We start from the raw sequence: 13,555 nt of genomic DNA on the forward strand, positions 1-13,555 counted from the left end.
CGAAGGAATAATTAACTATAAATAATGTAAGGCTATTGTGTGAAAACACCTATAAAGCTTGCTGACTACCCTGATAATCCAGACCTATTTTGGGATTTGTCATCGATCATTAATAAAAATAAAGCTGCCGAGTTTTTCAAGCGTGTAGCAAAAGCTTTTTGTGTATACAGCCCAACGGTAAAAAAAGTATATTCCAATTTTGAAGTACTTCTAGCAGGATCAGAACGAGAAGGGATTATTGTACTACCTGATCCTTATGCATTTCACGATACATTTAGTCATATAAATGAAGCGGCAATAAAAAAAACAGGTGTCATACTTTACCCAGGTGCAGCCATTAACCAAAATGGGCTTCTTATTGGAATTCCCTTAGGTAATGAAAAACGTATGCGTCATCTTAGTTTTACAACGGCGATAAATTTTTTAAATCGTATTTACCAAAAAAAAATAGGTATAGAGTTTCTTCCTGTACTTGTTAATGGGGACTTACGGGAATTTGCCGCAAAAACACCCTATCTACACTTGCATCGACTCGACACACGCGGATTAACTGATCAGAGTAACTTTGAAAAAAACGACATTGGCAGCGCTATTAAAGATAAGTTTTCCAATATAACGCCGTTAATTACCAAAAACGCCTAATAAACAATTAAAAGGCTTGTTGTTTAAACGTGCTTAAACAACAAGCCTTAACACATGTTAACTCACAAAAAATCACTGAATAACAAGAAATAATGCCGCATTACCACGCACTATTCTCAGTAAAATTTTACTACTTCCTTTGCTTAATGCTTGTTGCAAATCATGCAAGTTTTTCACTGAGTGACGGTTGGCGGCAATAATTCTATCTCCAGGTCTTAGCCCTGTATAAGCAGCAGCACTTCCACCCTGAATGTCTCGGACAATCACGCCATCTTCACTTTGAGAGTTTTGCAAAATAGCACCTTCAAAAATCTTATGAATTTTACTGGCGCCAGCAAGCTTTTCTCCACCAATTTTAACAGTCAGTTCTTTTGCTTTTTTATCACGTAATATTGTTACCTGAACTTCCTCACCAATACGTCTAAGTCCAATTTGGTTACGTAACTGTGCTGCATTACTAATCGATTTTCCTTCTACCGCAATAATAATATCGCCATCACGTAGCCCTGATTTTTCTGCCGTAGAACCTGGCTGAACATCATTAATCAATACGCCACGTTGTTGCTCATCTAGATTAAATGCTTCAGCAAGATCTGCTGTTAGATCTTGAATATAAACACCAATCTGGCCTCGCTTCACTTCACCGTGATCAAGTATTTGCTGAACACTTGATTTCGCCATGTTAGTAGGTATAGCAAAACCAATTCCTACATTTCCTCCTGATGGAGCCAGGATAGCGGTATTAACCCCAACTAATTCTCCTTGCAGGTTAACTAATGCACCACCAGAGTTACCGGGGTTAATAGACGCATCTGTTTGAATAAAGTTTTCGTACCCCTCAATACCCAAACCAGAACGTCCTAAAGCACTTACGACACCTGTTGTAACGGTTTGACCCAAGCCAAAAGGATTACCCACCGCAATCACAAAGTCACCCACGGCCAACTTATCAGAATTTGCTATTGGTAGTGCTTTAAGATTATCCGCATCAATATCCAGCACGGCAATATCCACATCAGGGTCGCTACCCACTACTTTAGCCTTAATGGTACGCCCATCTTCTAATGTCACCCTCACTTCATCAGCGCCTTTAATAACGTGATAATTAGTGATCACCGTTCCTTCTTTAGCATCAATAATGACACCTGATCCAGCACTTTGGGTTTGCCTTTGCTGTCTGGGTTGAGAGGGTGGGACATTAAAAAAATGCCGAAAGAATGGATCACTCAATAATGGATTTTGCACAGTTGTTTTCGCAAAAGTCGATATATTGACTACTGCAGGTGTTACTTTTTTAACCAGTGGCGCTAACGTAGGTAACTGCTGTCCCTGGCTATCCGTTGCAGGTAAAGCTGCTGCCGATAAATTTGGCAACATGAGTATGGCTGCCATGATAACCATGAGCGACTGCCAACACTTTACTTTCATTCAATGACCTCCTACATACCCTGTTTTACAAATCAATACTGTTCTTAGTAAAAGGTTAAACGTTGCTACTTCCACTCATATAGGCCCAAAGTGAGTGACATGTTAAGTAAAATACACTTAATGCCAAACATTTCACATGATGACAATGCAATAATAGACATCACTCTCTTCAAATAGTGCCCTTAGCCGTGTGATTTAAGCTACAGTTGGCCTGTTATACACTCAAAAAAAATAAATAATGACAGGCCATTAAAAGAGACATTGATTACATTTGCAACATGTAATCCCTTTCAAAACAACTGTTTTACAGGTAAAAACACATTAGACCGCGCATATCATAACCCACTTATACATAACGTTATTTATGCTCATATTAACAGCAGTAGGCTATGACAAGCTCGGTGAAGTGGTGAAGTATAATTCCCATCATCAGTCTGATCTCAAGCAACAACAAGGTCTAGACACCTTATGAGGGTCGATTAAATCAATTTTGTATGTCTGCTGGTAGATCCATCAACCTATTACAAAAAACGCTTTTCTCAGCCTGATAACATGATTTTCCACCACTCAGAAGAATATATTCTCATGCTTTTAAGGAGACAGTCTCTGTGTCTACATGTTGGCGATGTTGTACGCTGCTCTTAACGATGGCTCTCACTACCGGTTGTAATGATGGCTACTATCAGTCCAACAGCTTTTGGGGAGCCGTTGCTGGTGCAGGCGTTGGGGCTGGTCTAGGATATGCCGCCTGTAAAGATAAAAAATCAAGTAAACGTAATGCGTGTATGATAGGTGGAGGCATCATTGGCGGTATCATTGGTGGCTACATTGGCTCTTATATGGACTCCTCTGATCAAAACCGAGCCGTAAAAGGTCTTCGCTCAACCCCTAATAAGAAAAACTACAACTGGACAAACAGCAGAACTGGAAACCGCTTCACTATTAAACCACTCAATAAGACGCGACAAGGAAATCAAATTTGTCGCGACTATATTATTTATGGCCGTCAAAAAGGCAGTTCAAAGCTTAATAAACAGCGGGGGCATACTTGTGTTTAAACACATCATGCTAGTCAGTGCTTACTTATTGATGGTAGGCTGTATTCCACTTACCAAAGAACAACGTCTAACATCTGACGTAAATACCCTGCTAGAGGAACAACTATTAGATGGGGAAATTGCCAACTGGCACGATAAAGATGAGCCTAATATTGAGCGTTATTTAGCCGTTTTTATTACTTATTCACAAGCAAACCAAATCTGTCGTGACTATTTCACCATGCTAGAAATTAATGGCAAACCACAACCAAAGCAGTTTGGTACCAGTTGTCGTTTATCAACTCAGGAATGGCAGCCTGTTCAATGGTCAATTCACAACAAACCTAAACAGTCGTCACAAAAGAAAGCCTATCGACATTATCAACAACTAACGAAGCTGGGTGGTAAAGGCCCTAATCCATTTGCGGCTAACAATTATACTTTACCTAAGAAACTACTTAAGTCTTCAACTTATGCAGAGAAAAAGTATAACGTTCCATTCCGGAAGATTATTGGTAAAACAGCCGTAGAACACAAACTAAACCCTGTTCTCATTCATGCCGTTGTTAAAACAGAGTCAAACTATAATCCTCGAGCAGTATCACACGTAGGTGCAAAAGGATTAATGCAGTTGATGCCTGCCACAGCTAAAGAAATGGGCGTAAGGAATGCCTTTAACCCTAGACAGAATGTGAAAGGTGGTTCTGGTTATTTGAAAAAAATGCTGACTCGACGAGGTATAAACGGCAATGTGGCACTCGCTCTAGCAGCCTATAATGCCGGTTATGGTAATGTTCAAAAGTATGGCTATAAAGTTCCACCTTTTAAAGAAACGCTTAACTATGTAAAAAAAATCATGGCTCTTTATCAAGCAAGTTAATTTAACTCACTGAGCTCAACTACATACAAGGAACGTACCTTCCATAAACACTCCTTTTGCAGCATGCATAGTCATTGGTATAAATAAAAGATAAAGCGTAAACTCACAGTGTAGCCTGATATCAGGCTACACTATATACAGCATTCTTATCTCATCATAAAAAGATATTTAATAATTCATTATAAAAACGACTCAACTAATACCCTTAAAAAATGAGCTCAAATAGTTTCTGGAAAATGGAGGTTATGTCCAAACTTATTATTTTAATGTGTTTATGCACACTATCAAACGTTGCTTTAGCTGAGGAAAAACAAGTACTGCCCTCTTTATTACGTATCTGTGATGATGATGCAGAATGGCCACCCTTTGCCTACTTTTCAAGAACACCTGGCGAGAAGTCAAAACTTAAAGGTTACTCTATTGAAGTATTAGCCACTATCTTAAAACCCATAAAACAGCCCTATCAAATTGACATGATTAACTGGAATCGTTGTAAATACGAGGTAAAAAATAGCAAAAAATATCATATGTTGGTTGATTCTTCATTAAACAAACAGCGTAGAAATAATTTTCTATACAGTGATAGCTACTATGACACACACACTTACTATTTCTACGCCAAGGCTCATCACCCAAATGGTATTCATATTTCTTCTTTTAAAGATCTCAAACAATATCGTTTAGCAGGCATGCAAGGTTATAATTACGCAACATATGGTCTCAATGAGTCTGATATCAGCATATACAAAAACAGTCAAAGGAAAATTTTTAATATGCTACTACATAATCGAGCCGATCTTTATCTTGAGCGAATTGAAATAATTGCTGGATTCGCCGCACTGGGTGAAAATTTTCTAGAAAATAATGAAATTGGTTACGCACCTTTACCCAATACAGCCCCCATGTCGTTCCATATGCTTTTCCCAAAAACGAGTCAAGGAAAAAAGCTCAGAGATTTTTTCAACCATAAACTTAAGCAACTTAAATCAGAAGGTATTTTAGAAAGATTACTCAACAAGCATCTTGAACCAGTACTCACTAACAAATATTAAATTATCAGAATCTATACCATATATAGTGAGCATATATTTGAGTGTTTATTCACAGATTCTTTGTCCTAGTCCGCGATTATAACTTAAAAGCTATAACATACATAAATAATACCCTACATCTCAAATAAGCATAATTATTAACTACTAATATCAATAAAAAAATGATTATATAATTTAAAATAAAAGGTTTATTTATTTGATATTCATTCACCTACTCCTACACTAAGAATATTTGGCAGTCTAGGAGTAAATGACGATGGTAAACGTACGGCTTCTTATCTTAATTGTTGCCCTTTCAAGCAACCATGTTTTCGCTGAAGAAGAGAATAACTGTCTGGACTTTGCAGAAGGTGGCGTCATTTTTCATGCTTGTTATGATTACAAAAATGGTTTATTAGTATATACATTCAATAAACCACATTATGGTACACATGTTAATGCAAACTTCCCCTACCACGAAGTGCTCATTGATAATGAGCAGCTGCTAGACCCCATGATGAGTCAAACCACTAAACTCTATAAAGCTCATTTTCGTATTAATACTAATGGTCAACATGTAGATCAGCTTGTCGCTGACTTCTGTACCTGGGACCCAATGTACGCTCGCCATAAAAACTGGCAAGCCGACAAATGCTCAGGGTGGATGGTGATTGGTGGCATGCCCTACCGAGAACCTATTTTTTACTATCCTTGAAAGATACATCCTATAAAGGCTGCTTTTGCAGCCTTTTTCAACGAGTCAAAAACCATCCGAAATAAGTTTTTAAGCAATTTTTTTATTGCGAAGAGTCCGTTTTGATGATTTCCTGCCAGTCAATACTTTCTAATGCTTTAACACTTTTGTCCCAGACTTCTTGCAAATAAGCTAGTGAGTAATCAGTATTTATCTGTTGTCGGCTTTGTATTTCCAGTGTCTCACAAACCATTGCTAAGCGAAGTAACCCCAAACTCTGAGCACTACCTTTTAACCGATGAGAGAGCTGAGTAATTAATGATATTTCGTGTTTTTTTATAGCCTCAACTAACTGCTCCCAAGTTTCCACCGAAGCCGTCAAAAAAATACCAGCCATACGCTGTAATGTACCAACACCCAGCACATCAATATCCTCTTGAATACTTGCTAAAGAAAATAATGGATGCTCCTTTATTGACTCAAAATTCGATTCCTTCTCCTGAGACTCACGAGGTATTTCAACCACACCAGTATTTTCTTCAAATTCAACAAACCGAGAAATTGCCAGCTGCAAATCAGTCATTTTTAATGGTTTAGCAACAAAGTCATTCATACCTGCAGAAAGGTAATGGGACACCTCTTCTCTAAAAACGTGTGCAGAGACTGCAATGGTGTATAAGGGCTGCTGATGTACCATCAGTGCAATACTGTTTAAACGTTTTGCTAATACAGTACCCTCAGTATCAGGAAGATTAATGTCTACGAGTGCAATGGTGAACTTTTGTTCCCGCACAGCTTTTTCAGCTTGTTGGCCATCACGCGCAGCAGTCACTTTGTGTCCTAGTTTTTGTAATAACTCTTCTGCTACCATTCTATTAATTTCATTATCTTCAACTAATAAAATGGGTTGTGGAGGAACCTGAGCCTTCTGAGCCTTAACTAAAGCTCTAACTTCTTTACCTGTAGCCAGCTCCATTTCAAACCAAAAGCAACTACCTTTTCCGGACTCACTTTCTACACCAATAGTGCCTGACATGGCTTCTACAAGTCGTTTACTTATCGCTAAACCTAATCCTGTTCCCCCTGAGGAATCATGCACTTGCTTGAAAGGTGAAAATAGCTCTGCTTGTTTGAAAACTGGAACACCAACCCCTGAATCTATAATATTAAAACGTAATCTATTGGTTTTATGTCGAGTATCCTTATCTAAATAAATCACTTGAATAGTAATTGAGCCAAATGAAGTAAATTTTACCGCATTAGCTAATAAATTAATTAATATTTGTCGCATTTTCCCTAAATCTGAAAAATACCAACAGTAACATTTTTCTGCTATTTCAATATTTATATTTAGTTTTTTTTCTGAAATTTTTGCCTGTAACAAGTCGACTACAGATGATATCAAATCAGGCAAATAAAAATGTTGTGGATTAAGCTCAATATGTCCAGCTTCAATTTTTGAGTAATCCAGAATATCATTTAATATCGCTAACAATGTTTCACTACTTCGCCTTAAAACATTTATATAATGTTGCTGTTGCTCATTTAAGGCGGTATCAGACAAAAGTTGTAATGTGCCTAAAATACCATTCATTGGGGTCCGGATTTCATGGCTCATCGTTGCTAAAAACACCGTTTTAGCTCGATTAGCCGCTTCTGCATCCTGTCTCGCACGTGCATGATTTTGCACAGCCTGATTTAATTGCTGATTAGCTTTTGTCAGCTGCTCAGTCCGGTCAGCAACTAACAACTCAAGATTATTTTTATGCTTTTCCAACTCTTCCTTCGCAACCTGTTCAGCAGACGCTAAGCGGTTCCGTTCAATGGCTTGATCCCTAAAAATATTAATCGCATGAGCCATCACAGCAAGCTCATCATTTCCCTGTGGGGTTAATTGAATATTTAAATCACCAGCAGCCAAAGCATTTAATGCACTTATATGTTGATTAATACGCCATACTATTCGACCATAAACAATCCGCCACATTACCCAGCTTAAGATAACACTTCCTAACAAGGTAACAACAATCAGCATAAGCCGGCTAATTTGCAGTGAATCCTTAACCTGTTGTATGGACTGTTCTTGAGCTTCAGATGCTTCATCAACAAGATCTGCAACCAACATGGCTAAAACACCTGACAAAACCATGTTGTTAATCGTTAACTCATCAATATGCTTTCTTACTTTTAATAACTGTCGGTATCGAGCAAATAAATTATTAGAAGCTTCCAGTAACTGTATATGCTCAGTCAGCGTATTACGATGCTTAGGGTCTCGCAAACTCGATAATAACTGTTTTATTGAAGCTAAAATAACCTTATATTGTTTTTCAAGCGATGTTACTTCCTCTTCATCCGTGCTTAGTTCTAATTTGATTAATAACCGACTTAGTTGAGCCTCCTGCAACCTCAACTCACTCATTCGATTCAGTTGTTGAAGGTCGCCTTTAAGGAGATTATCCAAAGATAAATAAATCTGCTTTTTTGGCTTATTTTGCTCCACCAGCTTATACAAAGACATAATATCATTGGATGTTTTGAGTGAAGTATCATTTACTTTTTCAGATGCCAAATCACCAATTTCCCTGGCAATATGCATCAACTGTTCCTGATTTTTGTTAACCAAACTGGTTAGATTTAATCTTGCAGCAACCCACTGACTTTGCTGCTCCATATTTATAACAATCTCTGCAACTTTTTCTTGTACCTGTCTTAGTTCATCAGACTCAGACATTACATCCAATAACTTTAAAAGAAGAACGTTAAGGTCTTCAGCTTGCTGAAATAAACTATCTGTTTGTTCTTGCCAGCTTTGTTGATCAGTAACATCAGATAAAGTACCCGCAGCAAATACTAAACGAGAGGTTGACTGGGCTAATTGATGCATAGCCGTCATGGTTGGTAACGAGTGTTCTATAACAATATGTTCATGCTTGCTAACCCGGTAAAAACCATAAAAACTTATTACAGCTGCTAATACCAATAAGGTAATCATACAGCCAAAAGCCCACCATAATTGAACGCCTATACTGCTTTGTTGCTTCATAAGTTTTGATGAATATAACAAGTCAAACGAGCAGATTAATCATCCTAACGAGCAGGCTCTCATTACCACCTTCTCTCATTAAGAATACATAATAAATAATAGTGCACCTATATACTTCGGCTATGTGTGGACTTGTATTTAGGTGATTAACGCGGGTCAATGTTGTGTAATATAATCTTGTCTGCGTTAAAAGACATTCAAAATTAATTTAGCAAGTTGTGCCCAACACAGGGCAAGCAAATCATTATAATTTAGCATTACTTTTATTAAGCAATACTAAATTATAAACGCTCAATTATTTTTCAATATCACCTGCAAACAAATAACCCTCTCCGTGAATAGTCACAAAATATCGAGGGTTACGAGGGTTATCTTCAATTTTACTACGTAACCGACGTACTAATACATCAATGGTTCTATCATTAGGCTGCTCAACTCGATGACTGATTAAACTCAGCAACTGATCCCGCCCCAAAACATTATTTGGATTAGTAACAAACGCCAGTAATACTTCATATTCAGCTTTTGTTAGCTTAACAGGAGAATCATCTTTAGAAAGCATGCGTCGTGGAATATCAAAGGTCCATGGCCCAAACTGAACGACACGATCAGCTTGTTTTTCTTCAGAAAACTCTTGTCTTAATTGTTGTTTAACCTGATCAACTTTACTAATGCGCCACAATAGATTCTTGACTCGGACACGCAGCTCACGTAGCTCAAAGGGTTTCGTTACATAGTCATCAGCCCCCATTTCCAAACCTACGATTCGGTCAACCCGATCTGTACGCCCAGTAACGAGTATGATGCCCACATCAGAAGTACTACGAATATCCCTGGTTAATAAAAGCCCATCTTCACCTGGCAAATTAATATCCAGCATAATGAGATCAACTTTTTCGTTCTGAAGAATCGACCTCATTTCATTTCCATCAGCAGCTTCACTAATGCGATAGCCTTCTTGAAGGAAATAATCAACGAGTTTAGCCCGAGTTACAGGCTCATCTTCAACTACAAGTACATGATACTGCTGCATAGATGGGCTGCCTTCAAATTGCACATTTGTTCATATTTTTTCACATTTGCCCCCCTAACGGCCAGCACCCAAACGTTAATCACGTCACACTTTGAAATAAATTAATGCAACATGTTTTATATTTGATATAGCTATTTGGAATATAAAACTTATTTTTTACTTTAGTACTACCATTCCAAAGTAAATGATAAACGTTAAAACAATATGGATAACTAGCATGCTAAAAGGTTTTTGCACATTATAAACCTCAGACACACAAGTTATAAAAAAAGTTTAAATAATATTTGAGGGCAAAATGTTTATCAGTATAGTGCAGTGATGTTCTGTCCATTAAAAAACGTTGATTACCGTAAAATTCAAGTAAACGTATGTTAGACTTTACAATAAATTCAATGAATCTCATGATTAAGTAAAAAAATTGTCGCTACAACGACAATCACTTATAAATAAAAGTGTAAATACCCACATGAATATTCATTGTTACTTATAATGTACGGTGGTAGCATTTCAAGAATTAGTAGTAACCTTTATCAAAGTAGTAACAAGCATTGAACCGTTTTACAATATTTGACACCCCAATTTTAAGCTGGTTTTTTCACCAGCTCTCTAAACTAATATTACGACTAGCAGGCTGGCAGTTTGAAGGCCAGCCTCCACAATTAGCTAAATATGTTCTCATAGGTGCCCCTCATACCAGTAACTGGGACTTTTTCTATTTCATTGCTATGGCTTTTCTTTTTCGAGCTAAAGTATACTGGCTTGGTAAACACTCTTTATTTAAAGGCCCCTTTGGTCCTTTTATGCGCTGGCTTGGAGGTATCCCTATCAATCGTACCCAGCGTAATAATCGTGTTCAACAACTCGTAGAACTATTTAATACCTCAGAAAACCTTGTCCTTACAATTGCTCCTGAAGGCACGCGCGCCCAAGTATCACACTGGAAATCGGGGTTCTATCATATTGCTGTAGGCGCTGGCGTACCTTTACAGCTAGCTTATTTGGACTTCCCCAACAAGCGGGGTGGGTTTGGCCCATTAGTCTGGCCTACAGGTAATTTTGAAAGTGACCTTGTGAAAATTCAAAAATTTTTCGTTCCCTTTAAAGGAAAAAGACACATTAACACTCAACGGGGTTAAAAATCCTTAGCAAATCAGTATATACTTAGGTTAGTAGCAGTAGAGCCATTAAAATCACAATAATATTATATGGAAATCACCTCATGGGACTATCTATCAACCATGATCATTTTACTGCAAATGACTACCTTCTTTTCACAGAACGGCTGCATGCTAATCTATCGACTTTTCAAAAACTACTTCAAGCTCCAGATTTTGGGCTAGGACCTGGCTCCATTGGCGCAGAACTGGAAATGTATATTGTGGATGATAAATGTCGTCCAATCCATCTCAACCAACGCATTGCACACCTGATTAATGACCCACAACTTACTCTAGAACTTAATCAATTTAACCTTGAATATAATCTTTCCCCTGTCTTGATTGAACAACAACCTTTTAAGCATATTGCCAAAGAAATAAGCTGTGTGATCAAACGCCTTAATCTTTGCAGCCAAACACTGAATGCCCGAGTTTTACCGATTGGAATTTTACCAACGCTCGAAAAGAAGGATATCAGCGCTGAAGCAATGACAGATATTCCTCGGTATCATGCATTATCCAAAGCGTTACGCTCAATTGGCGATATGCCATTCCAAATCAACATTGATGGTCCCCACCCACTACAAATGATGAGTCCCGATATTACAATGGAAGGTGCAAATACTTCCTTTCAGATTCATTATCGGGTATCTCCTGAAGTGTTTGCTAAACGCTTTAACGCAGTACAACTGGTGACGCCTATTGTTTTAGCATTGGGCGCAAACTCACCTACGCTCTTTGGACATGCGCTCTGGCAGGAAACACGTATCGCGTTATTTAAGCATTCAGTTGAAAATAGAAATCATCATAAATGGCACCACCCTCCACGAGTTAACTTTGGCACTGGCTGGGTCAGAGAAGGTGCATTTGAATTATTTGCAGAAGCTGTATATCTGTATACCCCCATATTACCTATTGCCAGCCTACAAAATAGCCAGGAGCAATTAAACCAAGGCATAACACCTGCTTTAGACGAACTTCGGTTACACCAAAGTTCCGTATGGCCTTGGAATAGGCCCGTTTACGATCCTTCCGCCAATGGCCATTTACGCATCGAAATGCGAGCACTGCCTGCCGGGCCAACCATAGACGATATGGTTGCCAATGCCGCATTTTTAATCGGCCTGGCCGAGGGACTAAGTGATTCAATAGAGCAATTTATTATCGGTTTGCCATTTAACTATGCAAAATACAATTTTTACGAAGCCTCAAAACAAGGGCTCGATGCTTCATTAATTTGGCCCGATATCCAGCACCACCATTTACAGGAAATACCTGTCGTTGAATTAGCAACAGAGTTATTACCTATTGCCGAGAAAGGACTTTATCAAATGGGTATTGCAGAAGATGAAATACGCTGGCTACTCAATAATATTGATAAACGACTAACGCAAAAAACGAATGGCGCTTCATGGCAATTAAAAATGCTCAACCAGCTAAAACAAAAATATCATACGGATGATGCACTAAAATATTTAACTGAACAGTATATCCAAAACTTTAATACTTATACTTCTATCGTAGATTGGCCTGAAAAACTATGCCAGTAAACCGTCGTCTATTACATATAATTGAAAACCCACAAGCACAGCAGTGGCCCTCAACACCTGAATTATTTTTAGAACAGTTATCTTACCCCACCCTTTTTTGGGTTCAAGGTAAAGATACTTCACGTCACCGGGCAATTGTTACGCTACTTCATGGCAATGAACCCTCTGGGTTGATTGCCATTCATAAATGGCTAACCCACTCATTCTTTACTCCGGCTGTTAATACCATCATTATTATTGCAGCTGTGCAAACAGCACTGACATCACCACGCTTTAGCTACCGACATCTGCCTCACTTAAGAGATCTTAATCGCTGTTTTAATGGTCCCTACGATGATCTACCTGGTTTTTTAGCGGAAAGTATTTTAACCCAACTAAATCACTATCAGCCTGAGGCTATCATCGATATACATAATACTTCTGGCAAAGGCCCCGATTTTTCTGTATCAATTTCTGCAGATAACCAGCACCAACAACTGGTATCCCTATTCACAAATCAAATGATTATTACAGAAATTAAGTTAGGAGCACTCATGGAATTAAGTGAACACAGTGTTCCTTCTGTTACCATTGAGTGTGGTGGCGCAAACAGTAATACATCTCATGCTATAGCTTATCAAGGTTTGCTTCGTTACCTACAAGAAGAAAATATTTATAGTACAGCTATTCCAAAAACACTGGAACTCTTGTATCACCCTGTCCGCCTACAGGTAAAGGAAAGTACTATTATCAATTATGCCAATCAATATTGCTCTTACACTGACTTGACATTACGAGAAGATATTGAACAATTTAACTTTGGCATTATTACTCCAGATATGCCACTTGGTTGGACCAAACATAACAATCGAGAATCTTTCAAGCTGCTCAATGCGGCAGGCAAAGATGCTTTTCATGACTATTTTTGTATAAAGGATCATACACTTTACCCAACACAAACACTCAAGTTATTTATGATTACTCGCAACCCGACCATTGCAGTAGAAGACTGTTTGCTCTATGCCGTAAAACCACCTTCTATGTAAATACCTTGGTTGCTACGCTTCCTAAATATCTA

General features: G+C 38.2%; 11 protein-coding genes. 8 read left to right on the top strand and 3 right to left on the bottom strand.

The features are described from left to right. Positions 1-39: 39 nt before the first annotated feature. Positions 40-642, top strand: coding sequence for a hypothetical protein (locus tag ACQ96U_RS08625; protein WP_431720838.1), 603 nt, complete (start codon positions 40-42; stop codon positions 640-642). Between the two features lie 72 nt (positions 643-714). On the opposite strand, the gene ACQ96U_RS08630 is transcribed toward ACQ96U_RS08625, so the two are convergent. Further along, positions 715-2,070, bottom strand: a complete 1,356-nt coding sequence (locus ACQ96U_RS08630) for a DegQ family serine endoprotease (RefSeq protein ID WP_431720839.1) — start codon at positions 2,068-2,070, stop codon at positions 715-717. Positions 2,071-2,678: 608 nt separating this feature from the next. On the opposite strand from ACQ96U_RS08630, the gene ACQ96U_RS08635 reads away from it, so the two are divergent. The 4 genes from ACQ96U_RS08635 to ACQ96U_RS08650 all read left to right on the top strand — a co-directional run bounded on the left by ACQ96U_RS08635 (position 2,679) and on the right by ACQ96U_RS08650 (position 5,733). Beyond that, positions 2,679-3,128: a hypothetical protein gene (locus tag ACQ96U_RS08635; protein WP_431720840.1), complete on the top strand. Its 450-nt coding sequence runs from the start codon at positions 2,679-2,681 to the stop codon at positions 3,126-3,128. Then, positions 3,121-3,987, top strand: a complete 867-nt coding sequence (locus ACQ96U_RS08640) for a transglycosylase SLT domain-containing protein (protein ID WP_431720841.1) — start codon at positions 3,121-3,123, stop codon at positions 3,985-3,987. Before ACQ96U_RS08635 ends, ACQ96U_RS08640 begins: the two co-directional genes overlap by 8 nt. A 245-nt stretch (positions 3,988-4,232) precedes the next feature. Continuing rightward, positions 4,233-5,039, top strand: coding sequence for a substrate-binding periplasmic protein (locus ACQ96U_RS08645; protein ID WP_431720842.1), 807 nt, complete (start codon positions 4,233-4,235; stop codon positions 5,037-5,039). A gap of 256 nt (positions 5,040-5,295) precedes the next feature. Further along, entirely contained in the window at positions 5,296-5,733 is a 438-nt protein-coding gene (locus tag ACQ96U_RS08650) for a hypothetical protein (RefSeq protein WP_431720843.1), read from the top strand. 82 nt (positions 5,734-5,815) lie between these two features. Here ACQ96U_RS08650 and torS read toward each other — a convergent pair whose 3' ends face one another. After that, on the bottom strand, positions 5,816-8,758 hold the full coding sequence (gene torS, locus ACQ96U_RS08655) for a TMAO reductase system sensor histidine kinase/response regulator TorS (protein ID WP_431720844.1): 2,943 nt from the start codon (positions 8,756-8,758) through the stop codon (positions 5,816-5,818). Between the two features lie 295 nt (positions 8,759-9,053). Next, positions 9,054-9,791: a two-component system response regulator TorR gene (gene torR / locus ACQ96U_RS08660; RefSeq protein ID WP_431720845.1), complete on the bottom strand. Its 738-nt coding sequence runs from the start codon at positions 9,789-9,791 to the stop codon at positions 9,054-9,056. 548 nt (positions 9,792-10,339) lie between these two features. Here torR and ACQ96U_RS08665 point away from each other — a divergent pair. From ACQ96U_RS08665 to ACQ96U_RS08675, 3 genes are all read left to right on the top strand, one after another. Beyond that, positions 10,340-10,927 (top strand): lysophospholipid acyltransferase family protein, encoded by a 588-nt coding sequence (locus ACQ96U_RS08665; protein WP_431720846.1) that lies wholly within the window; start codon positions 10,340-10,342, stop codon positions 10,925-10,927. 83 nt (positions 10,928-11,010) lie between these two features. Then, positions 11,011-12,498, top strand: coding sequence for a glutamate--cysteine ligase (locus tag ACQ96U_RS08670; RefSeq protein ID WP_431720847.1), 1,488 nt, complete (start codon positions 11,011-11,013; stop codon positions 12,496-12,498). Beyond that, positions 12,489-13,523: a hypothetical protein gene (locus ACQ96U_RS08675; RefSeq protein WP_431720848.1), complete on the top strand. Its 1,035-nt coding sequence runs from the start codon at positions 12,489-12,491 to the stop codon at positions 13,521-13,523. The genes ACQ96U_RS08670 and ACQ96U_RS08675 overlap by 10 nt, the downstream gene beginning before the upstream one ends. Positions 13,524-13,555: the final 32 nt, after the last annotated feature.

Source organism: Zooshikella sp. RANM57, assembly GCF_050749885.1.
In the GTDB taxonomy this organism is placed as follows: Bacteria; Pseudomonadota; Gammaproteobacteria; order Pseudomonadales; family Zooshikellaceae; genus Zooshikella.